This is a genomic window from uncultured Kordia sp., assembly GCF_947489565.1.
In the GTDB taxonomy this organism is placed as follows: domain Bacteria; phylum Bacteroidota; class Bacteroidia; order Flavobacteriales; family Flavobacteriaceae; genus Kordia.
Genome location: NZ_CANLEA010000013.1, coordinates 61,038 through 82,227, shown reverse-complemented (window position 1 = coordinate 82,227; position 21,190 = coordinate 61,038). Strand labels below are relative to the sequence as shown.

Annotated in this window: 21 protein-coding genes; 11 read left to right on the top strand and 10 right to left on the bottom strand. The window is 33.3% G+C overall.

The window, feature by feature from the left end:
- The first annotated feature begins 16 nt into the window (after nt 1-16).
- Nucleotides 17-688 carry a response regulator gene (locus tag Q0845_RS17745; protein ID WP_298516083.1) on the top strand — a complete coding sequence of 224 codons (672 nt, stop codon included), beginning with the start codon at nt 17-19 and terminating at the stop codon, nt 686-688.
- 72 nt (nt 689-760) lie between these two features.
- Here Q0845_RS17745 and Q0845_RS17740 read toward each other — a convergent pair whose 3' ends face one another.
- Nucleotides 761-2,959, bottom strand: a complete 2,199-nt coding sequence (locus tag Q0845_RS17740) for an ATP-dependent DNA helicase RecQ (RefSeq protein ID WP_298516081.1) — start codon at nt 2,957-2,959, stop codon at nt 761-763.
- 85 nt (nt 2,960-3,044) lie between these two features.
- Here Q0845_RS17740 and Q0845_RS17735 point away from each other — a divergent pair, with 85 nt between their 5' ends.
- From Q0845_RS17735 to lptB, 4 genes are all read left to right on the top strand, one after another.
- Nucleotides 3,045-4,013 (top strand): KpsF/GutQ family sugar-phosphate isomerase, encoded by a 969-nt coding sequence (locus Q0845_RS17735; RefSeq protein WP_298516079.1) that lies wholly within the window; start codon nt 3,045-3,047, stop codon nt 4,011-4,013.
- Nucleotides 4,013-4,831, top strand: coding sequence for a twin-arginine translocase subunit TatC (gene tatC / locus Q0845_RS17730; protein ID WP_298516077.1), 819 nt, complete (start codon nt 4,013-4,015; stop codon nt 4,829-4,831). Before Q0845_RS17735 ends, tatC begins: the two co-directional genes overlap by 1 nt.
- A complete protein-coding gene (locus Q0845_RS17725) occupies nt 4,824-5,171 on the top strand; it encodes a carboxymuconolactone decarboxylase family protein (RefSeq protein ID WP_298516075.1) in 348 nt (115 codons plus the stop codon). The genes tatC and Q0845_RS17725 overlap by 8 nt, the downstream gene beginning before the upstream one ends.
- A 170-nt stretch (nt 5,172-5,341) precedes the next feature.
- Nucleotides 5,342-6,097, top strand: a complete 756-nt coding sequence (lptB, locus tag Q0845_RS17720) for an LPS export ABC transporter ATP-binding protein (protein WP_298516073.1) — start codon at nt 5,342-5,344, stop codon at nt 6,095-6,097.
- A gap of 33 nt (nt 6,098-6,130) precedes the next feature.
- Here lptB and Q0845_RS17715 read toward each other — a convergent pair whose 3' ends face one another.
- Both Q0845_RS17715 and Q0845_RS17710 read right to left on the bottom strand, forming a co-directional pair.
- Nucleotides 6,131-7,438, bottom strand: coding sequence for a right-handed parallel beta-helix repeat-containing protein (locus tag Q0845_RS17715; RefSeq protein WP_298516071.1), 1,308 nt, complete (start codon nt 7,436-7,438; stop codon nt 6,131-6,133).
- Nucleotides 7,439-7,442: 4 nt separating this feature from the next.
- On the bottom strand, nt 7,443-8,195 hold the full coding sequence (locus Q0845_RS17710; protein WP_298516069.1) for a CDP-alcohol phosphatidyltransferase family protein: 753 nt from the start codon (nt 8,193-8,195) through the stop codon (nt 7,443-7,445).
- A 185-nt stretch (nt 8,196-8,380) separates the two neighbouring features.
- Between Q0845_RS17710 and Q0845_RS17705 the strand changes: the two genes are divergently transcribed.
- Entirely contained in the window at nt 8,381-9,397 is a 1,017-nt protein-coding gene (locus tag Q0845_RS17705; RefSeq protein WP_298516312.1) for a PorV/PorQ family protein, read from the top strand.
- Nucleotides 9,398-9,486: 89 nt separating this feature from the next.
- Nucleotides 9,487-10,680 (top strand): DUF4105 domain-containing protein, encoded by a 1,194-nt coding sequence (locus Q0845_RS17700; RefSeq protein WP_298516067.1) that lies wholly within the window; start codon nt 9,487-9,489, stop codon nt 10,678-10,680.
- Nucleotides 10,681-10,727: 47 nt separating this feature from the next.
- Here Q0845_RS17700 and Q0845_RS17695 read toward each other — a convergent pair whose 3' ends face one another.
- The 4 genes from Q0845_RS17695 to Q0845_RS17680 form a co-directional block, all read right to left on the bottom strand.
- A complete protein-coding gene (locus tag Q0845_RS17695) occupies nt 10,728-10,910 on the bottom strand; it encodes a hypothetical protein (RefSeq protein WP_298516065.1) in 183 nt (60 codons plus the stop codon).
- A 188-nt stretch (nt 10,911-11,098) separates the two neighbouring features.
- Complete coding sequence (locus tag Q0845_RS17690; protein ID WP_298516063.1) at nt 11,099-11,956, bottom strand: patatin-like phospholipase family protein; 858 nt, start codon at nt 11,954-11,956, stop codon at nt 11,099-11,101.
- A gap of 262 nt (nt 11,957-12,218) precedes the next feature.
- A complete protein-coding gene (locus Q0845_RS17685; RefSeq protein ID WP_298516061.1) occupies nt 12,219-13,598 on the bottom strand; it encodes a sugar transferase in 1,380 nt (459 codons plus the stop codon).
- Nucleotides 13,599-13,625: 27 nt separating this feature from the next.
- Nucleotides 13,626-14,903, bottom strand: a complete 1,278-nt coding sequence (locus Q0845_RS17680) for a phenylacetate--CoA ligase family protein (protein ID WP_298516059.1) — start codon at nt 14,901-14,903, stop codon at nt 13,626-13,628.
- A gap of 151 nt (nt 14,904-15,054) precedes the next feature.
- Between Q0845_RS17680 and Q0845_RS17675 the strand changes: the two genes are divergently transcribed.
- From Q0845_RS17675 to Q0845_RS17660, 4 genes are all read left to right on the top strand, one after another.
- Nucleotides 15,055-15,933: a methyltransferase domain-containing protein gene (locus tag Q0845_RS17675; RefSeq protein ID WP_298516056.1), complete on the top strand. Its 879-nt coding sequence runs from the start codon at nt 15,055-15,057 to the stop codon at nt 15,931-15,933.
- A gap of 171 nt (nt 15,934-16,104) precedes the next feature.
- The gene (locus Q0845_RS17670) at nt 16,105-16,977 is read left to right on the top strand and encodes an SH3 domain-containing protein (protein ID WP_298516054.1); all 873 of its coding nucleotides are present in this window, start codon (nt 16,105-16,107) and stop codon (nt 16,975-16,977) included.
- 191 nt (nt 16,978-17,168) lie between these two features.
- Complete coding sequence (locus Q0845_RS17665; protein ID WP_298516052.1) at nt 17,169-17,591, top strand: hypothetical protein; 423 nt, start codon at nt 17,169-17,171, stop codon at nt 17,589-17,591.
- A 21-nt stretch (nt 17,592-17,612) separates the two neighbouring features.
- Nucleotides 17,613-18,455 (top strand): hypothetical protein, encoded by an 843-nt coding sequence (locus Q0845_RS17660; RefSeq protein ID WP_298516050.1) that lies wholly within the window; start codon nt 17,613-17,615, stop codon nt 18,453-18,455.
- Between the two features lie 36 nt (nt 18,456-18,491).
- Here the strand turns inward: Q0845_RS17660 and Q0845_RS17655 are convergent, their stop codons facing one another.
- The 3 genes from Q0845_RS17655 to Q0845_RS17645 are packed head-to-tail and all read right to left on the bottom strand — an operon-like array spanning nt 18,492 to nt 21,162.
- Nucleotides 18,492-19,505 carry a glycosyltransferase family 4 protein gene (locus Q0845_RS17655; protein WP_298516048.1) on the bottom strand — a complete coding sequence of 338 codons (1,014 nt, stop codon included), beginning with the start codon at nt 19,503-19,505 and terminating at the stop codon, nt 18,492-18,494.
- Nucleotides 19,502-20,182, bottom strand: coding sequence for a bifunctional 2-polyprenyl-6-hydroxyphenol methylase/3-demethylubiquinol 3-O-methyltransferase UbiG (locus Q0845_RS17650; RefSeq protein ID WP_298516046.1), 681 nt, complete (start codon nt 20,180-20,182; stop codon nt 19,502-19,504). Before Q0845_RS17650 ends, Q0845_RS17655 begins: the two co-directional genes overlap by 4 nt.
- Nucleotides 20,183-20,193: 11 nt before the next feature.
- The gene (locus Q0845_RS17645; RefSeq protein ID WP_298516043.1) at nt 20,194-21,162 is read right to left on the bottom strand and encodes a hypothetical protein; all 969 of its coding nucleotides are present in this window, start codon (nt 21,160-21,162) and stop codon (nt 20,194-20,196) included.
- Nucleotides 21,163-21,190 lie beyond the last annotated feature (28 nt).

The window sequence follows — 21,190 nt, the reverse complement described above, 5'->3', positions numbered from 1 at the left end:
AACTTAACCTTACCACATGAATAAAGATATAAAAGTACTCATAGTAGATGATCATCCAATGATTATTGAAGGCTATAAAAATGCTCTTTTAGGTATTAATTCTGAAGAAATGACCTTACGAATTGATACTTCCGACAATTGCGACGGAGCTTATGCTAAAATTAAAAACGCTTCCACAGGAACTGCTTATGATGTCGTTTTTTTAGACATCAAATTACCTCCGTCAGCAGATGGAAAAATTATTTCAGGAGAAGATTTAGGAATCAAAGTAAAAGAATTATTACCCGACACAAAAGTGGTGATTCTTACCATGTTTAATAATAATTTTAGGATTCATAACATCTTAAAGAATATCAATCCTGATGGCTTCTTAGTGAAAAGTGACGTGACTTCAGACGAGTTGATGCGTGCTTTTCAAGTTGTCTTGACAGATCCGCCATATTACAGTCATACTGTGACGAAATTGCTTCGTACACGAATTATTAACGAAGTAGTTTTAGATGATATTGATCGAAATATTCTTTTCCATCTTTCTAAAGGTATTAAAACTAAAAACTTAACCGAATACATTCCGTTGTCATTAGCTGCGATAGAAAAACGTAAGCGACATTTGAAAGAAGTATTTGATGTAGAAAAGAAAGGTGACGAATCTTTACTTGAACAGGCCAGAAATACAGGATTCTTATAGAAAAGAATCTATATAAAAACAAAAAGCGGTTTGAAAAATTTTCAAACCGCTTTTTATATATCTATAATTTGTCTAATTAGCTACATCACTAATAAATTTGATGCGATACAAACGTAATTCTTCATCGTCATAATCACCATCAAACTCTTCCATAGCTTCAGCAATCTTATCTGTTTCTGATTCTAAAAAGTATTCATGAATTTCCTCTTGTTGATCTTCATCCAAAATTTCATCAATCCAATACGTAATGTTCAATTTTGTTCCACTGTAAACGATTTGCTCCATTTCTTTAATAAAGTTGGCCATTTCCAGTCCTTTTGCAGCAGCAATATCATCTAACGGAAGTTTTCTATCAACACTTTGAATGATGTAAAGCTTTAAAGCGGAATTCATCCCCGTACTTTTTACCACTAAATCATCTGGACGAACGATATCATTTTCATCTACATACTTTTTGATGAAATCAATAAAGTCTTTACCATATTTCTTAGCTTTTCCATCGCCAACTCCATGAATGTTTTTCATTTCTTCAATAGAAATCGGATATTTTAACGCCATATCTTCCAAAGAAGGATCTTGAAAAACAACAAATGGCGGAACATTTAAACGTTTCGACACTTTTTTACGTAAGTCTTTCAACATGGTCATTAATTTTTGATCCGCAACAGCGCCACCACCTTTGGCAGCAGTAATAATACTCGCGTCACTTGCGTGATCAAAATTATGGTCTTCCGTCATCATAAATGATTCAGGAGTTTCTATAAATGCCAAACCTTCTGGTGTCAATTTAATTACACCATACGATTCAATATCTTTTCGCAACAATCCTGCAACCAATACTTGACGAATTAACGCCATCCAATATTTATCATCATGTGATTTTCCATTTCCAAAAAATGGTTGCAAATGTGTTTTATGAGATTTAATCAACGCATTTTCATTTCCAGTCAACACATTGACCACATTGCGTGATTTATAGGTTTGCTTTGTAAGTTGTATCGTTTTCAATAGTTCTACAACTTGACTTTTGGCTTCTACTTTACTTTTCGGATTGCGAACATTATCATCCATGTCGGCACCTTCTCCATCATCAGGAAATTCTTCTCCGAAATAGTGCAATATAAATTTTCGTCTAGAAATAGAAGTTTCTGCATACGCAACTACTTCTTGCAGCAGTGCATGACCAATTTCTTGTTCCGCAACTGGTTTTCCAGCCATAAATTTTTCTAGCTTCTCTATATCTTTATATGCATAGAATGCTAAACAATGTCCTTCTCCTCCATCACGACCTGCTCTACCTGTTTCTTGATAGTAACTTTCAATACTTTTTGGAATATCGTGATGAATTACAAAACGTACGTCTGGTTTATCAATTCCCATCCCAAAAGCAATCGTTGCAACTACAACATCGCAATCTTCCATCAAAAACATATCTTGATGTTTTGCTCTCTTTTTAGGATCTAAACCTGCGTGATATGGAACTGCATTGACTCCGTTGACTTGAAGTACTTGCGCCAACTCTTCTACACGTTTACGACTCAAACAATAAACGATTCCGCTTTTTCCTTGATTTTGTTTCACAAAACGAATAATGTCAGCATCAACATCTTTTCTCTTTGGTCGTACTTCGTAGTATAAATTTGGCCTATTAAAAGACGCTTTAAACGTATTTGCATCCGACATTCCTAAGTTTTTCAAGATGTCTTCTTGAACTTTAGGAGTTGCGGTTGCGGTTAGACCGATAATAGGAATATCATCTCCTATCTTTTTAATAATGCTTTTTAAGTTTCTGTATTCAGGACGGAAATCGTGTCCCCATTCAGAAATACAGTGGGCTTCATCAACGGCCATAAAAGAAATTTGAACAGTCCGCAAAAACTCAACATTCTCTTCTTTCGTCAATGATTCTGGCGCTACATATAATAATTTTGTAACTCCATTTGTAATGTCTTCTTTAACTTGTCGAATCTCCGCTTTTGTAAGCGAAGAATTTAACACATGCGCAATACCATCTTGAGAAGATATTCCTCGCAAGGCATCTACTTGGTTCTTCATTAAGGCAATTAGGGGAGAAACAACAATGGCTGTACCGTCTTTCATTAGCGCTGGCAATTGGTAACATAATGATTTACCGCCACCAGTTGGCATAATAACGAAGGTATTTTGATTGCTGATAATGCTTTTAATAACTTCTTCCTGTAGTCCTTTGAATTGACCGAACCCGAAGTGCTTCTTTAGTTCCTTGTATAAGTCAATTTCTACTAAACTCATTCTATCTTTTTACTATTTTACATACATTTGCATACACTAAAGATACTATTTTCTTTAGTAATCACAATTATTAAAATTAAACATTTTGAAATATAAAGATAGTATTATTAGCGTTGCCAAGCAAACCATTGAAACAGAATATACTGCAATAAAAAATTTAATTCCTTTAATCGATGGTGAGTTTGCCGAAGCTGTATCCTATATCTATAACTCAAACGGTAGAGTTGTTGTTACAGGAATTGGAAAAAGTGCCAATATTGCTACGAAAATTGTAGCTACATTGAATTCTACAGGAACTCCTGCAATTTTTATGCATGCTGCAGATGCTATTCATGGTGATTTGGGAATTATTCAAGAACACGATACCGTAATTTGTATTTCAAAAAGTGGAAACACACCAGAAATCAAGGTGTTAGTCCCATTAATTAAGAATGCTGGAAATAAATTGATTGCTATTACTTCCAACAGAGAATCATTTTTAGGAACACAAGCAAATTATGTGCTGCATGCATATGTTGAAAAAGAAGCCTGTCCAAATGGTTTGGCGCCAACAACTAGCACAACCGCACAATTGGTATTGGGTGATGCATTGGCCGTTTGTCTGCTTGAATTAAGAGGGTTTTCTAGTAAAGATTTTGCAAAATACCATCCTGGAGGCGCTTTAGGGAAAAAATTATACTTACGTGTAAATGATTTGTCATCTGTAAATCAGAAACCTAAAGTATTCGCTAATAGCTCTGTAAAAGATGTTATTATTGAAATTTCTAAAGGAATGTTAGGTGCCACAGCAGTTGTAAATGATGCAGATGAAATTATTGGTGTAATTACTGATGGAGATATTCGACGTATGTTATCTAACAATGATTTTATTGGAAATTTGACGGCGGAAGATATTATGTCATCAAATCCAAGGCGAATTGAGAATGAAGCAATGGCCGTAGAAGCCTTAGAAGCTATGGAAGAAAAAGGAATTTCACAAATATTGGTAGAATCGGAAGGAAAATATGCAGGAATCGTACATTTGCATGATTTAGTAAAAGAAGGAATACTATAATGGGGAAAAATAAAAACGAAATGTCATTCTTAGATCACTTAGAAGAACTAAGATGGCATTTGATCCGAAGCTTTGCTGCAATATTTATCATTGCAACTGTAATTTTCATTTTCATCACACCAATTTATAATCACTTTTTAATTGTCCATTTGGATGGAGAATTTGTGACGTATAAATTTTTCTGTAATGCTTTTCAATTATTTGGCATTGATAGTGATTTTTGCTCATTGACTTTTGATGATAAACTGGTCAATTTAAAAGTTACAGGACAGTTTACCATGGCAATTTGGACTTCTTTAATCTTAGGACTCATCTTAGCGTTTCCGTATGTTTTATATGAAGCATGGAAATTTATTGCGCCAGGATTAAACCCTAAAGAACGAGGAAAATCAAGATGGTTTATCTTTTTGGCTTCTCTCCTATTTTTAGTTGGTTTGGCATTTAGTTATTATGTAATTATGCCAATGTCATCGTATTTTTTCTATAATTTCTCTGTGACAGATTCCATCAAAAACACCATTACGGTTCAATCGCATATTAGCTTACTAACAAACACATTACTAGGAGTTTCACTAGTTTTCGAATTACCTTTAATCATATATTTCTTATCAAAACTAGGATTAATCACGCCTGCATTCTTACGCAAGTATAGAAAACACGCTTTAGTGGTTGTATTAATTCTAGCAGCAATTATTACGCCGCCAGATGTTGCAAGTCAGATTGTAGTGGCGATTCCAATATTGATCTTATATGAAATTGGTATTGTAATCTCAAAAAGAGTAGAAAAAAATTATAAAAAGAAATTTAAACATGGCTAATCCCGTAGAAGAATTTAATGACTACAGAGCTAAAATGAATGATAAAATTTTGGCTGATAACAATAAAATAATCAAACGTATCTTTAATTTAGATACCAACGCGTTTAGTGCTGGTGCATTAGATGTACAAACAAAGGAATTACTTGGTTTGGTAGCTTCTACTGTATTGCGTTGTGACGATTGTATAAAATACCATTTGGAAGCTTGTCACAAAGCTGGTTTGGAGAAAGAAAAAGTAGTGGAAACCTTGAGTATTGCGACTTTAATAGGTGGAACAATTGTCATACCACATTTACGTAGAGCTTACGAATATTGGGAAGCATTAGAAACACAAAATTAGGTGTTAGACCGCTTCGCTATTAGAATTTAGACCTGATTTAAAGTACTGTTCTTTATTTCAAACAGCAACCAACAACGAGTAATCAAATAAATAACGAAGTTAATTTCGTATTAAAAAGTATCCGCGTTGTACCTAAATTATTATTTTTACGCTTTATATAACCAAATTATATGATTTTAAGAGCCGATAGTATCATGAAGTCCTACAAAGGACGAAAAGTTGTAAAAGGAATTTCTTTGGAAGTAAATCAAGGAGAAATTGTGGGATTGTTAGGTCCAAATGGAGCTGGAAAAACAACTTCTTTCTACATGATCGTAGGATTGATAAAGCCTAACGGCGGAAAAATCTATTTGGATGATATGGAAATTACAAAGTTTCCAATGTATAAACGTGCGCAGAATGGAATTGGGTATTTGGCACAAGAAGCCTCTGTTTTCCGTAAATTAAGTATTGAAGAAAATATTTTAAGCGTTTTGCAATTGACGAAACTTTCAAAGAAAGAACAACTTCACAGAATGGAATCATTGATTGAAGAGTTTGGTTTAGGTCATATTCGCAAAAACCGTGGAGACTTACTTTCTGGTGGAGAACGAAGAAGAACAGAAATTGCACGTGCTTTGGCAACCGATCCTAAATTTGTACTGTTGGATGAACCTTTTGCAGGTGTCGATCCTGTTGCGGTAGAAGATATTCAACGTATCATAGCACATTTAAAAAATAAAAACATCGGAATCCTGATCACAGATCACAACGTACAGGAAACCTTAGCCATTACCGATAGAACCTATTTAATGTTTGAAGGAAATATTCTGAAAGCAGGAAAACCAAAAGAACTTGCTGAAGATGAAATGGTTCGAAAAGTATACTTAGGTCAGAACTTCGAGTTGCGTGAAAAGAAACTCGATTTTGAAAGTGCAAAAGAATAACAAAAGAGGCGATACATTCGCCTCTTTTTTGTTTTATAAAATTTCCGTATCGCTTACTTCATTAAAAATAGATCCATGTATTTGATCTGAACTCATATTATTGGCAACTTTTACAGCGCTAGGATAGAGTTTTACGCCTTTTTTATTGGTATGCTTGATCACAATTCCGTATTGCTGCGTCAATTTTGCTTGCGATGCTAAATGATAGAATTCATTGTTTTCCAACGTAATATTATGACTTGCATACTCTATTCTGATGCCTCCATACGGATGATTTCGATAAATGCCATCTCTGGTTTGTTCATTACTTCCACACCTGTTGTGCATTAACGTTAAATATGAAGATCCCCAAACTGCTATGCCGCATGAATTATTTTCTTCTGCTGTATTGTGACTTATTTCGCCTTCATGACAACGCTCGAAAGCAAAACCTAAATCACCTGAACCATTGGATATATTGTGTCTACATTGAAAATGCTTTACATCTTTTATAGCTATTAAATCTGCTGAACCGCCATTAAAAAAGCCTAATCTTGGTCCTTCTACATGATTATGCGCTATGGTTACATTGGTATGAAAATTTGATTTTCCGGTGTAATCTTTATCGCCACACGTCAAATAAATACCACTAGAACTATTCGGTCGTCCTTTTGGTTTTCCATCCGTTCCTATGACTGATTTTTTTGCTTGTACAGTAACTACGTTTCTTTCTATACGTACATCATTACTAAATTCTTCGTTAGAAGTATCTGTACTTCCTGTGATTCGAATGGCAGTGTTCGTCAAAGTATCTAAAAATGTATTGTCGTGTAATATAACGGCTGAATTTCGTTTCCAAATTCCAATGCCAATATAACTATCATCAAAAAGACAGTTTTTTATAGTCAATCCACTGGTTTTCTGTATTCGTACCGCGCAAGCACCTTTTTTATTCATGCCTTTAAATTCACAATTTTCTATTGCAATTTGTGAATTCTCCACAGCTTCTTTGCCATATCCTGTAACCAAAATAGCGGCAACAGACGGACTTTGGTGTTGTGTATCAAACACGATATTGGAAATACTTATATTAGAAACACTACTTCCTAAAAAAAGGTGTTTTGTCTCTGTATTTTGAGCATTGTAATATTTAATTCTAGCTTTTCCACTCGTCGTCGTAATTGTAACATTACTTGGAAGTTGTAACGCTCTGGAAATACACACAAAAGCTTCTTCTGGAAAAGCAATCGTTCCTCCTCCACTTTTACGAATTGTTTCAAAAGCTGCTTCTAAAGCTTTTGTATCGTCATGCGATCCATCTGCGGAAGCATTAAATGGAGCACTTGTAATATCAATAAGCATGTAATTATTTTTTAATTAAAGAAATTAACACGTATAAGATAATAATAATTGGAATGGCAACAAATTGCAAGAAGACCAACAATAATGCACTAACAATGATGAAAATATACTTCATCATATTATTTTTAAAACTCCAATCCTTAAATTTTAAGGCAAATAATGGAATTTTAGCATTCAGTAAATAACTACTCAATAATGTCATTGCTATTAAAAACCATTTGTTTAAAATAATAGCATGCACATCAATAACAGTAATATCTTGATACGCTAGTATTAATGGAAATGATACAATTAATAAAGTATTGGCTGGCGTTGGCAATCCAATAAAAGAAGAAGTCTGATTTTCATCAATATTAAACTTTGCCAAACGATATGCTGAAGCTAGTGTAATTAATAGTCCTAAAAGCGGTAGTATATGTACTTCATTTTGAAACCAATGCCAGGTATCTGACCAAGAATGTCCATCATTTACTTTTTCATGAATATTTAAAGCTCTATTAAATAGTTGATACATTACAATTCCGGGAACGACACCACTGGTAATCATATCTGCGAGCGAATCTAACTGTAAACCCAATTCGCTTTGCACGTTAAGCAATCTGGCTGCTAAGCCATCAAAAAAGTCGAAAAATATGCCCAAAAACACAAAAAAGGCGGCAATTTCTAATTGGTTTTTTACTGCAAAAATTACTGCCAAACAACCGCAAAATACGTTCAATAATGTGATGAAATTTGGAATGTGTTTTTTGATATTCATGTACTTGATTTTTTGTAAAAATAAATAAACTTTACAAACTCTATAGTACAGAAGTAGAAATGTTGAAGAATTCCATACAATATCTAAGTATTTTTTGAGTTTATTAGGGTAGAAAATCGCATCTTTGTATAAAAATTACACTCTTGAGAAAGTTATTTGTATTCCTCTTTATTATAGTTGCCCATGTGGTAAATGGTCAATCTGTTGCTAAATATTCCAATGAATTTATGAATATTGGCGTAGATGCTGGCGCGTTTGGTATGGGAAATGCCGTTGTAGCAAATATTGGCGATGTGAATTCCGGATATTGGAATCCTGCTGGTTTAGTTCAATTAGAAGACAAACAAATTGCATTAATGCACTCTAGCTATTTTGCAAATATTGCTTTGTATGATTATGCTGCTTTTGCAATGCCAATTGACGACCGAAGTGCTTGGGGAATTTCTTTAATCCGTTTTGGTGTTGATGATATCTTGAATACAACACAGTTAATAGACAGCCAAGGAAATATTGATTTTAATCGTATTAGCTTATTCTCTGCTGCCGATTATGGAATTACCTTCTCATACGCACGAAGAATGCCTGTACAAGGTTTAAATTACGGTATTAATGCCAAAGTAATTCGTAGAGTTATTGGTGATTTTGCTTCTTCTTGGGGATTTGGTTTTGACTTCGGATTACAGTTTAGACATAAAGACTGGAAATTTGGTTTGATGGCACGTGATATCACCACAACATTTAATACTTGGAGTATTGACGAAGATTTATTCAATAATGTAAGTGATCAAATTCCAACACAAGATTTACCGGAAACTACTGAAATTACCATTCCGAAGTTACAATTTGGAGTTGCGCGTAGTTTTACGTTTAATTATGATTATACGCTGACCGCAGAAGTAGATGTAAACATGCGTTTTGCAGAAACAAATGATGTCATTTCAACTTCTTTTGCAAGTGTAACACCATCTGTTGGATTACAATTTGCCTACACCGACTTGGTTTTCTTAAGAGCTGGAGTTGGAAACTTTCAAAATGAAAACAATTTTGGTTCTGAATCATTGACGTTTCAACCAAATTTAGGAATTGGATTTAAATACAAAGGAATTCAAATAGATTATGCTTTGACAGATATTGGAGATCAAAGTGCTGCTGTGTATTCAAATGTATTTTCTTTAAAAATTGATTGGAGTTTATTTCGATAAATAACTGTTCATCACACAAAAGCTACTTTAACATAAAAATAACGAACCTGTTGTTTCATCTCACAAATAAAAAGTGATATTTTTAGCAGATGAAAAAACTCGTATTACTCCTGTTTATTTTCACTGGAATAAGTTTTGCGCAAGAAAAAACGCAAATTAAACTTTCGCCAGAAGCCACTTTCTCTGTCATTACTTGCGGTCCTGGAGCCGAATTGTATTCTACCTTCGGGCACAATGCTTTTCGACTAAAAGATCCTGTATACGGCTATGATATGGTGTACAACTACGGAACTTTTGATTTTAATACGCCTTTTTTCTATATAAAATTTGCACAAGGAAAGCTTCCATATCAATTAGGAAGATCGAGTTTTAAAAATTTTGTGTATGCTTACAAGTATGAAAAACGTTGGGTAAAAGAACAAGTTCTCAACTTAAATTATGATCAAACACGCTCACTTCTCGCCTTTTTAGAAGATAATTACAAAGAAGAAAACAGAGCGTACAAATACGATTTTTTCTTTAATAACTGCGCTACAAAAATTAGAGAAATTGTAACTAAAAATTTTGGTGATGGTATTGTTTTTAAGGAAGATCATATCGTTGCTGAGAAAACATTTCGCGATCTTATTCATGATTATGTTGACCATAATTCTTGGTCCAGTTTTGGAATTGACATTGCATTAGGAGCCGTTATTGATAGAAAAGCCACCGTTTTGGAACATGAATATCTTCCAGATTACGTGTTTAACGCTTTTGAAAATGCAACACTTCAAAATGGTTTGCCGTTGGTTAAAGAAGTGAATGTTATTTTAAAAGAACCTGAAAACAAAAAAGATACAAGTTCTCTTTTACTAAGTCCGTATGTGTTATTTTCTATTTTATTATTGATTACACTCATAGTGACTTTTCTCGATTTTAAAAACAAGAAACGCACACGTTGGCTAGATGCTTTTATAATGCTTGCTAGCGGATTGGGTGGAATTATGATTGTACTGCTTTGGTTTGCCACCGATCATTCTATGACAGTTACCAATTGGAATGTTTTATGGTTAGTGCCTATCAATATATTTTTCGTTCGAAAGTTCTTCGTAAAACGCAAAGAATGCAAAGCTTTATGGAAACATTCTGCAACTTTAATAGGCTTGATTGTAATTATGTTGTTTTTATGGCTGATTAACTTTCAGCAATTCGCATTGGCTGCTATTCCACTTCTAATTATGTTTTTGGTGCGTTATGCATATATAACCTATTATTTTTTAAACATCACAAAAGATAAACCATAACATATAGCTTATCTTTTGTCATATTTAATTCATTCCTTCACTAAAAGTTATCGTTGTTGGATATCACATTGAGGATCCATTCCTGGAATTGTTGGACATCCTGGACACAAAGGAAGTGCTGATTTAGTTCTTTTAACGCTCGCATCTTGTCTTGCTCCTTTTATTTCAAACATTAACTTAGCGATTGACTTCTTGTTTAAACTTAATTGTTTTAAATTTCTTTTTTTCATGGTGTAGTATTTTATTACACTAAATATAAGTTAAAACAATTAGTATTGCTAAAATAAAACCCTAAGCACAGGAGATTTAAGATAAGTGATCTATGTATTTTTAAAATTATGGCAAAAAAAAGCGAACTACACTTCGATTTCACTCTGTGTAAAAGTTCGCTTGTAAATAATTTGATCTAAGAAGATAATTATGAATTATTCTTCAGATATAATGTCGTTGCCTGAAAACCTGAATTGTACAAATCAGTTTCCTGCTTATCCGTAATATCAAAATCAATGGCAGAAATTCCTAAGTCGTCAATTCTTACCGTCACCTTATTTTCCATAGAATCCTTATCGAAATCAATGTTTTGTGCATTCATCAGTGTTTCAAATAAGTCTTTTACATAATGGATAATACTGTCATACCCTAAATCTGATGCCTTTTCATGTTTGCTGTGTAAAAAGAAACCTAAAGTGTTTTCTATAGGCTTAAACGCCGTAATTGGATAGTTATACACGGTTCCTCCATCTACATATAAATGATCGTCCGGATTGTTGTTTGTAAATTTCCACGCTTCAAAGAAAAACGGAATCGACATGGAAGCTCGTACTGCTTCTGCTACCACAACATTTGGTGTGTGTGCTTTTGAAAACTCGCGAATATTCTTTGTATTCAAATCTGTAGAAAATACATGTAAATCTCTATATCCAGCCGCCGCCAATTCTGCAAAGGTGATATTTTCATTTCCTGTTTTATCTTTGATGATTCCTTTTAACCAATTTAAAAAATAATCACCTTCGTACAATCCGTATTTCGTTACAATTCGTAGCGGATTAAAATGATCTTCAAACTTCTTAAAGTTCGTAGCTGCCACAATTTCTTTGATTTTTGGAGCTGAATATTTTAAACTGACTAAGGTTGCTACAATTGAACCTGCGGAAGTTCCTGCAACACCTTTAATGCCATCTAATAAATTGTGATTTTCCAATACTTGTAGCGCGCCAGCATAGGCAATTCCTAAAACGCCTCCACCTTTAAAGACAAGGTTTTCAATGTTTCTCATGATTAATTTTTAAAATGGTTGGTATGTAGTTTTTAATTTGTTCAACCAAGTTAGTTGTTTTCTGCTAAATGTGAGAAAAATAAAAAAGAAGATTTTAAAAAAACTTATGAAATTTAAGACATATTAGCATAAAAAATGGTACTTCGAGTGATTTTGAAGTTTATAGTAGATCTCGATACAAAAAATGTTCTCACATTTTCCACTCGATCTGACATTCAGTATACTTATACAAGTTCAAGTTCTGTTTCAACTTCAAACAAAACTATCGTCCACGATAAAACAATACAGTACTCAAGGTTTTTACAACGATGTTTAAATCCAAAAAGAAGCTTCGGTGTTTTATATAATACAAGTCGTATTGCAACTTACGCAAGCTGTCTTCTACAGAAGCTCCGTAATCTGTTTTTACCTGCGCCCAACCTGTAACACCTGGTTTCACCACATGACGAATTTCATAAAAGGTTAGATCTTCCGAGAGTTGTTTTACAAACGCAGGGCGTTCTGGTCGTGGACCAATCATGCTCATTTCACCTTTCAAGACATTGATAAACTGCGGCACTTCATCCAAACGTGATTTCCTCAAAAAACTTCCAAACTTGGTAATACGTGAGTCATTTTGAGTTGCCCAAACAGCGCCATTTTTTTCTGCATCTACCACCATACTTCGCAGTTTGTAGATTTTAAATGGCACACCATTTTTTCCAACACGTTCTTGTGTATATAACAACGGACCGCGATTTCCTATCAGATTTCCAATCAAAACAAACGGAATAAATACCAAACTCGCTACTAATCCTAAAATGGAAAAAATAATATCAAAAAAACGATGAAAGAATAAATATAACTTGTTTTGATTGCTTCGACTGAATGGAAAATATTTATAAAAATCCTTTCCAATATATTGCACGGGCACACGAAAAGTCAATTCTTCATATACTTGAATGTATTCTTTGATAGGCAATCCCGTTTCCAACAATCCAATTAAACTCTCAAACAAAGGCTTGCTTAATTCTTCACGTTGATTACTTGCTATAATAATCTCAGAAACTGCCTTCTTTTCTGCAACTTCCATCAGTTCAGAACTTGTAATTTCTTCCAAATCTTCTAAAGAAGCATCGTTCGTATCTTGTGTTGGATTTGAGTTGATGTATCCTACAATCTTATAGTATTTTGTATTGCGTTTAATTGCATCGGACATGATTTTAATTTCTTCCGTATTCCCGATAATCAGGATGTTTTTAAAGAAACGCGGAGATGAAATAAAGAAGATATACGCACATCGCCACAAAAAGATCGTAACTGCAATCGCTAAGAAAAAATAGAGAATTTGCAAACGATTTTCAGGCAATTCTGGCGTTAAAATGGGCGTTAATAAATAACACAATACTGTAATTGATACTGAAAGTATAATTCCTTGAAAAGTAGAATCATAACGACTTGATTTTTGCAAATCATACAACTCTAAAATTGTAGAAAACAATACATAATATACAATCAGTACAACGCTCCATAGCCAGCGTTCTTCTGTAAATTTAAAATAATCGAAATTAAAAACATTCGAAACAACGTACAGCCCAAAAAGTAGCGCCACTACGTCGACAACACGTAAAAGGAGTTTACGTTCCGATATTTCGAAATGCATATTTGAAGTTGAGGCCATAACTTGGTATTAAAGATAAGAGATAAAACTTTTGGTTTTTTGCTTGCCAGCTTTCTTTGTTACATTTGGGCAAATGGTGTAGGTAATGTCGTTGGCAAAATAACTATGAATCTCTTGTCTTAACTTTTTTTCATTTGTATTTGTTAAGTGTTCTTCGAGGTTAAATATAAGAATTCCTTTTTCTTTTTGTATAATTTGATACGTAAGTTTTATGTTATGTTTGGTTGCAAGGTTTTTAAAGATGTAATAGAAGTATAAACTTGGGTAAATTTCCTTCTTCCCGTACACGTTCTCTCCTATTCTTCCTGTGACTTCCTCTAAAATATAGTGAGCTTTCCCACAAGTACATTTTTTTTGTTTGGAAGCCAAGTCAATATAATCACCTAGTTGATAACGAATGATTGGAAATGTCTTCATCTGTAAATTGGTCACTACTATTTGATGATCAATTTCTTCTACAATGACACCTTCCATATTGATGTGCATAGCGCCTTCTGTACATTCAAAAGCAATAATTCCCGTTTCTGCCGCACCGTATTCACTGATAATTGGCACTCCAAACGCTTTTTCTATTTCTTCCTTATAACTATCGTAAATCTTCTCAGACGTTCCTTTCACCATTTTTATATGCTTTGGTTTCGGAAGATTTTTATCATTAATTAATTTCGCTGATTGATAAATCATGGAAGAATATCCGTGAATATAACGCGCACGTTGCAACTTTTTTACGAACTTTTTAAATGCTTTTTCCTTATAATCAAACACACGGAAACGATTCTGCAAGGCATCTAGCAATTTGATTTTAAATCGTTTGACTGTTGAAAAATCAAATCCCCAAAAATAACCATTGCGTTCCCACGGTTGAACCTTATGCCAAGAATATCCTCTAAAAATAGAAGCTCTGTTAAATGAATCGGCACTTTCTTCACGTTGATATACTAACGGATCGCCCGAAGAACCTGAAGTGGTTGCGGTAAATACTTTTTCAAAATTATGTTTGGTATGAATTGTTTCAGTATGTTGCAATACATCTTGCTTAGACAAAAGCGGCAATTGTTCGATATCTGTCAAAGAAGAAAAAGATGCGACATCAATAGCTGCAAATTTTTCTTTATAATAGTCTGAATGTTCTTTTGCAAAAGCAACTAATTCTTTTAATTGCTGCAATTGATAGGCTTCTAATTCGTTAATTGACCAATTTTCTGACTGTTTTAAAAACGTCAACCACTTGCGTATCGAAGGATTTCGTAAGCGTTCGCCAAGTTGAAAAATAAGTTTATGCAACATAAAGTTTAAAAGCTAATCAAGACTGAAATATACGGTAAAACAAATGAATCGTATTGCTCATTCATTTTGCGACAAAAATAATTTAATAAAAGAAAACAGTTCAAAATAATCATTTTTTATTTGTTATTTTGCAATCGAATCTATCATTTTCATGAATCACAAAACCAAATCTTTTATTTTTAAGTCCTTAGATATTTTGCCGAATTCGCTAGGATACGGAATTTATCACCAATTGCAGAAGTTTCTCAACAGAAACAGTGTCAATTTTAAGATCAAAACCAATGGCAGATCTTTTAAAGAAGCGTTGCAAATTCTAGAAAAAGAAGGCATTGACTTAAAAGGTAAAACCATTTTAGAATTAGGTTCAGGTTGGGCACCAATTATCCCGTATTCCTTTACACATTTTGCCAATGCAGCACAAGTAGTTACGTATGATATTAATGAACATTACGATTCAAAAACCATCAATAAGTTAAATACGTATTACAAAACAAATTATCAAATAGAGATTGCGGCAGAAAATGGTAAATATGCATTGCCAAACAATGTAACGTATTACCCAAAGACGAATTTAGCAGACGAAAAGACACATTTTAATGAACATATTGATTTAGTATTTTCGCGATTTGTTTTGGAACATATTCCTCCAGAAGATTTATTGAAAATTCATCAAAGTTTTGCTAAAAAACTTCCCAAATCGGCATACATTTTACACATGATTTCACCAAGTGATCACAGAGCGTATGATGATAAGTCACTTTCGTATTATGATTTCTTAAAGTACAGTCCAGAAGAATGGAAACAGAAACATACAAAATTCGATTATCACAATCGTTTGCGTTTACCTAACTATTTGGAAATCTTTGAGAAAGCAGGTTACGAAGTTGTTTCTTTAGGCTATGACACTTGCGATACAAACTCTGAAAAATACCGTAAATTCAAAGAACTCACACTTCACAAAGACTTTCAGGAGTATACGGAAGAAGAACTTTTGGCAGGAAGTATTAATGTATTGTTGAAGCTTAAGTAACTTAAAATTTTAAATGTAAAGGAATACTTCGATTCACCTTTACGAGAAAGCAAAATGAAATAATTAGTTACTAAAGAAATAAATTGTTACTAGCTTTGTAAAATTTCCGCATTCCCGTATAACTTTGGTAGGAATATTGTAGTTTTAAACATCAACAGTTATTTTTCCAAAATGAACATCAAATTAATCATACTCTCCTTCTTTCTGCTATCAATAACTGATGTTTTTGGGCAAGATTTCTATTCTGTCATTGCCGAAAACGGTTTGGTGATAAGAGACAAACCAAACTTGAATGCGGAACGTATTGGGAAATTTTATTGTGGTGAAGCTGTGAAACTCATTGAGAAAACAGACATTCGTTTACAAGTAAATGATCACAATACATCAATTTCTGGAGCGTGGTTTTTAGTAACATCGAAATCTGGATTAAAAGGCTATGTTTTTAGTGGATATTTACTAAAAAAAGAGCATCAATGGAATATAGGAGTTACCTGTGATTCCAATTTATTGGTCTGTAGCACTACATTTTCAACGAAAAAGAATGACTTTGAAATATTTAATTTTCAAATAGAAGGTCAAGAGACTAAAAAAGATACGCTTTTATTATATGAAGCAGTTTTTAATGAAATTGGAGACAAACTCTTAAAAATAAAGCCAAAAAAGGATTTGAAAAAAATTGAGGTTTATTATACTCGAATGGAAACCTTAAACGAGTGGGGATCAACAAAGAATTCAGATAGTATCATTCCAAAATGGAAAGGAAATAAACCATTTATCAAACTAGAAGCAACAAATAATATTTTTTATCGAATTCCGATTACAGATTATGAAAATATTAGAGAATCAACCGCAAAACAAATGAATTTAGAACGTTCTCCCGATTGGGATCATGTTGGCGAAGGTTGGTGGATTCCTAGATATCAATACAAAGGAATCATTGCGCCTTACGAAATAAAGTCTATTCTCCTAAAAATTATAACTACTGACCTTAATCATAAAACAGAAACCAAATACATAGAAATTGGACTTTCGTATGGTTGTTAAAAACTACAAATAAGCTTTTATTAAACAGGTATCTTTTCAAAGATATTCTCTTCTAAGTATTGTATCGATTAATTGTAAATTTTAACCAAATTTTATTAAAATTTCTATTTATTAATCTTAACTTTTTTGCGGGTTTATGATGAATAAATTCTTTACTTGAAGAATTAAATCTGTTTACAAAGACTTTAAATATGAAAGAAAAGTTTTTTTTAATTTTTATAACGCTGAGTGTATTTCAATTTTCTCTTTGTGCACAAACACAACAAACAGTTATTGTTGATACGACAAAAGTGACCGATTTAAAATTTTACGCTATTGAAAACTATAATTTTCCTTTCAAAATAACGAATACACAAGCATCGGTTTTCAATTTTAATAGTAATGATATCAAACAGTCGTATTTTCAAAAATACAACAGCATATCTATGTTAACCGATTTTTATGAACAAAGCAATAACAGCACATATACGTATGTGAACTCTAGCAGAAGTCTAGAAAATATGTACAGAGGCGTAAAAATTGATTCATACAATCCAAGAGGAATGTCTCCAAATGCTACGAGTGTACTTTTTGGTGTATTTGGTGTAATTTTTGAGAAAATACAAAACAACTAATTGATTTGTAAGCAAACCACTATGAAAAACTATGTACTGATTATTTTTACTTTTATTATTACGGAAAGTTTTTCGCAAGCAAAAATTGACATCACTCAAATTGATTTTGTTCGATACGAATGGAGTATATATCCAAAAGAAAAAGACACTACACTTTATTCAACACTTACCAAATATAAAAGCGGATTCTATCTTGAAGAATTTGAGTCAAAAAAAGATTCTATTGATAAATATGGCAGTTTCCTTATTTATAAAACGCAAAAACACAATCTAGAGTTAAGACCAAGGCAACTCGATGAAGTACATCTTAGTGCTTTTGGAAACACAATAGTAACCAACTATTATGATGCATATCAAAATCGTGACAGTATGGTTGCGTTGATTCAGAAATCTAAACTTGAGTCTAAAAAAATCGTTATTCCATTCGAAAAAAAATACAAGAGAAAAGGGAAATTAGCGTCTATGACTGACGAAGATGGTATAAATTATTATAAATACAACATATTTGGAAGGCTGAAACGTGTTGAGCATTTTCGTGATACAACACTTTATAGAATACGCACATATCGAAAAAATCATTTAATAAGTGAAACATTTCCGACAAGAAAAAAGTACAAAAAGAAGTTTACGTATGAATATGATAAAAAAGGTCGTATTATAAAATCAGATAACAATGATTATCACTTATATCGTTACGAATACAATGAATTTGGCTTGAGTCGACAGGAAAAAATCTACAAGAAAAGAAATATTGTTACTGAATATACTTTATTTACATACGATGAAAACGGAAGGCTCATAAGTAAAAAAGAATACGAGAGAGAAGACAGACTAATACGTGAGTTTTTTTATGAATATAAATAAGGGATACGAATTTAGTTCAGTACAACTAAAATGTTGTTAGAAATCGTCTTGCAACAAGCTTTTCCACTGATTACGAACGACTTCCCAATCAAAAGTTGTAGCTTTTGCTCGTCCATTTTTTGATAGATTTTCAACCATTTCTGGAGAATTGACAAGGTTTTCAATTGCTTGAATCATGTCTTCTTTAGAATTTGGTTTCACCAACAAACCATCTTCTCCGTCATTAATTAAATATGGAATTCCACCAACATTGGTAGAAACAATCGGCATTCCGAGCGCCATGGCTTCAATGAGACTGACTGGTGTATTGTCAAAATTTGTGGTGTTGATAAAGATGTCATAATCTACTGAAAGTGAAAGCCAGTCTTGTTTGGAAAGTCTTCCTGTAAACGTAACTTCTACATTCAATTCTTTGGCGAGTTCTTGTGTTTTTTCGAAAGAAGCATCTTTTCGTGGTCCAACCATGCACAAAGAAGCTGCTATTCCGTGTTGTTTCAAACCATGCAAGACTTCTACTGCCAATTGCGGATTGTATATTTCGGCAAACGAACGTACCCATAACAACTTAGCTCCTACTTTTGAACGCTCTTTAAAAACATATTCCTGCAATTCTACATTATTTGGAATGTGAATCAAGTTCGCATAACCATATTGTTCAAAAACTGTTTTTAAAAACATGGATGGCGAAACATTGGCATGTGCGTTTTTAAAAATCACATCACTTTTTGCTTTGCTATGTTTCAAACGCTCTTCCAAATTTCCACCATGAAGAATTGGTATATATTTTAATTTCAACCAAATACACAGTTTACTCACGTAATATGCATACAAAAAGTTTGTTGTACTATACGTATCAATCAACACATAATCAAGCTTTTTACGGTGTTTAAAAACCGTCCAAAGCATGTCCAATAAACGTAAAATTTTGTTTTGCTTGTTGGAAGTCAGCGTTAGCTTAAAACCTTCTTTTTGGAGTAATTCCCCCAAGGTTTCAATGGTTGTTGCTGTTTTCCCGTGACCGGAAATGATATTTCCAACATAAAGAATCATCCTTTTTTATGTGCTACAAAAACGTCAAATAATGGTAGAATTGGTAAGATTTTCGCCAAACTCTTTACTTCATAAGTTTCACTTACAATCTTACGAATCGATTGAATTTCAGAATCGTGATAATCACCTGTAAAGTCTTGTCCAGCCAATTTTCTTCCTATTTTATACAAGAAATTTTCTGTCGGACCAGAAATGATTACTTCGCCTCCATCTTTCAACAGACTTCTGAATTTTCCCATATACTTTCGCAACTGATCGTCGTTCATATGTTCCAACACATCCAAAGCAATGACTACATCAAAGCTGTTTTCTTCTAGGTTTTTATCAAATAAATCACCTTCCATAAACGTAATCGAATCTGGATAATTGATGTTTTCTTTCAGAAGATTTACAGGTCGTAAGTCTAAATCTAAACCAACCACTTCATGCGAATTTGTTGCCAATTCATAAGACATTACGCCAGTTCCACAACCAAAATCGATGACTTTGAGTGACTTTTTGTTTTTCTTATGAACATAATTTGCTACGACTTTCAATCGTTTCCAAAAAATGTGATCAATTACTGGGTTTTTATGTGCGTACGCTGGCAAAGCTGCTTCCGATAATACTTCGTCTGTTCCTTGCGCTTTGAGTCGTTTTACGATTTCTGTTTTAAAAAGCTTCTTTGTTGCTTTCATTTCTTATTAGGTTAAAAGTTGTTTGTTAGGCTAAACGTAATTTTTTCAGTTCCATATCCATAACCGTCAAATATAGCTTTAAAAGTTCCATCTGGCAATTGATGAATATCAATATGATGCATTCCGTTTTTTGCCCAAGTTTCTCCTTGGTTTTTAAGAATTGGGTTATTTTCTACTTGTGTTTCTTTGTAATATGTCTTTGAGATGGAATCAATTGAAAAACCGTACACAGCGCGACCGTAACCGCCAAAATGATCTTGTGCAAAGCGAATCAATTGTCCATTATGTTTTAAAATTCTTCCTGCAGAACGCGTATAGTTTCCGCTTAACAATGGTGATTTTGGATGTTCTGTCCAATCGCCATGCAAACTATCGGCAACATACAAACGTAAATGCTTATCTTCCGTAGCCAGTAAATAGGAAACATTGTCTTTTTCAAAGTATGTGGCATCTACCAAACGCTTGTCTTTGATCAACACTTTATCTACTTTCCAATCGAAAGGAAAATTGGTGGTTTTATACAATCGTACTTGGCTATGTCGTTTGGTTTCGGGAATCATATACGTCACACTATCTTTCTGAAAGACGAGCGGATACGATAAATGAACCGTTTCATCTAAGGCAATTCCAAGATACTTCCAAGCTCCATCTTCTTCGACTGCAACACCAATATCAGCATGTTTCTCGCTCATAATTTCAAAAAAAGCATACCATTTTCCATCTTTTTGATGTAAAAACGGATCTGCCATCAACAATTTTTCTGGAATATCATTGCTTTCTCTATTGAAAACTTTTGCTTCGGAAACCTTCCACTCTAGTGGATTTGTCGTTGTTCCAGTTGCGATAGAATAATATGCTCCTGTAATTTTTCTACCAAAAAACGGCACAGGTTTTTTCATAAAATAACAATATCCGATATAACTCGAAAAGAGAAATCCGATGATAAAAACTATGATTGCTATTTTTTTTAAAATCTTCAAGTTGTTCTTTTTTTGGGTCTTTGGTTTT

What these genes read in the sequence shown, in the direction of transcription:
- Q0845_RS17745 (WP_298516083.1), top strand. Translation starts at nt 17, where the DNA reads ATGAATAAAGATATAAAAGTACTCATAGTAGATGATCATCCAATGATT.
- Q0845_RS17740 (WP_298516081.1), bottom strand. Translation starts at nt 2,959, where the DNA reads ATGAGTTTAGTAGAAATTGACTTATACAAGGAACTAAAGAAGCACTTC.
- tatC (WP_298516077.1), top strand. Translation starts at nt 4,013, where the DNA reads ATGGGGAAAAATAAAAACGAAATGTCATTCTTAGATCACTTAGAAGAA.
- Q0845_RS17725 (WP_298516075.1), top strand. Translation starts at nt 4,824, where the DNA reads ATGGCTAATCCCGTAGAAGAATTTAATGACTACAGAGCTAAAATGAAT.
- lptB (WP_298516073.1), top strand. Translation starts at nt 5,342, where the DNA reads ATGATTTTAAGAGCCGATAGTATCATGAAGTCCTACAAAGGACGAAAA.
- Q0845_RS17715 (WP_298516071.1), bottom strand. Translation starts at nt 7,438, where the DNA reads ATGCTTATTGATATTACAAGTGCTCCATTTAATGCTTCCGCAGATGGA.
- Q0845_RS17710 (WP_298516069.1), bottom strand. Translation starts at nt 8,195, where the DNA reads ATGAATATCAAAAAACACATTCCAAATTTCATCACATTATTGAACGTA.
- Q0845_RS17700 (WP_298516067.1), top strand. Translation starts at nt 9,487, where the DNA reads ATGAAAAAACTCGTATTACTCCTGTTTATTTTCACTGGAATAAGTTTT.
- Q0845_RS17695 (WP_298516065.1), bottom strand. Translation starts at nt 10,910, where the DNA reads ATGAAAAAAAGAAATTTAAAACAATTAAGTTTAAACAAGAAGTCAATC.
- Q0845_RS17690 (WP_298516063.1), bottom strand. Translation starts at nt 11,956, where the DNA reads ATGAGAAACATTGAAAACCTTGTCTTTAAAGGTGGAGGCGTTTTAGGA.
- Q0845_RS17685 (WP_298516061.1), bottom strand. Translation starts at nt 13,598, where the DNA reads ATGCATTTCGAAATATCGGAACGTAAACTCCTTTTACGTGTTGTCGAC.
- Q0845_RS17680 (WP_298516059.1), bottom strand. Translation starts at nt 14,903, where the DNA reads ATGTTGCATAAACTTATTTTTCAACTTGGCGAACGCTTACGAAATCCT.
- Q0845_RS17675 (WP_298516056.1), top strand. Translation starts at nt 15,055, where the DNA reads ATGAATCACAAAACCAAATCTTTTATTTTTAAGTCCTTAGATATTTTG.
- Q0845_RS17670 (WP_298516054.1), top strand. Translation starts at nt 16,105, where the DNA reads ATGAACATCAAATTAATCATACTCTCCTTCTTTCTGCTATCAATAACT.
- Q0845_RS17665 (WP_298516052.1), top strand. Translation starts at nt 17,169, where the DNA reads ATGAAAGAAAAGTTTTTTTTAATTTTTATAACGCTGAGTGTATTTCAA.
- Q0845_RS17660 (WP_298516050.1), top strand. Translation starts at nt 17,613, where the DNA reads ATGAAAAACTATGTACTGATTATTTTTACTTTTATTATTACGGAAAGT.
- Q0845_RS17655 (WP_298516048.1), bottom strand. Translation starts at nt 19,505, where the DNA reads ATGATTCTTTATGTTGGAAATATCATTTCCGGTCACGGGAAAACAGCA.
- Q0845_RS17650 (WP_298516046.1), bottom strand. Translation starts at nt 20,182, where the DNA reads ATGAAAGCAACAAAGAAGCTTTTTAAAACAGAAATCGTAAAACGACTC.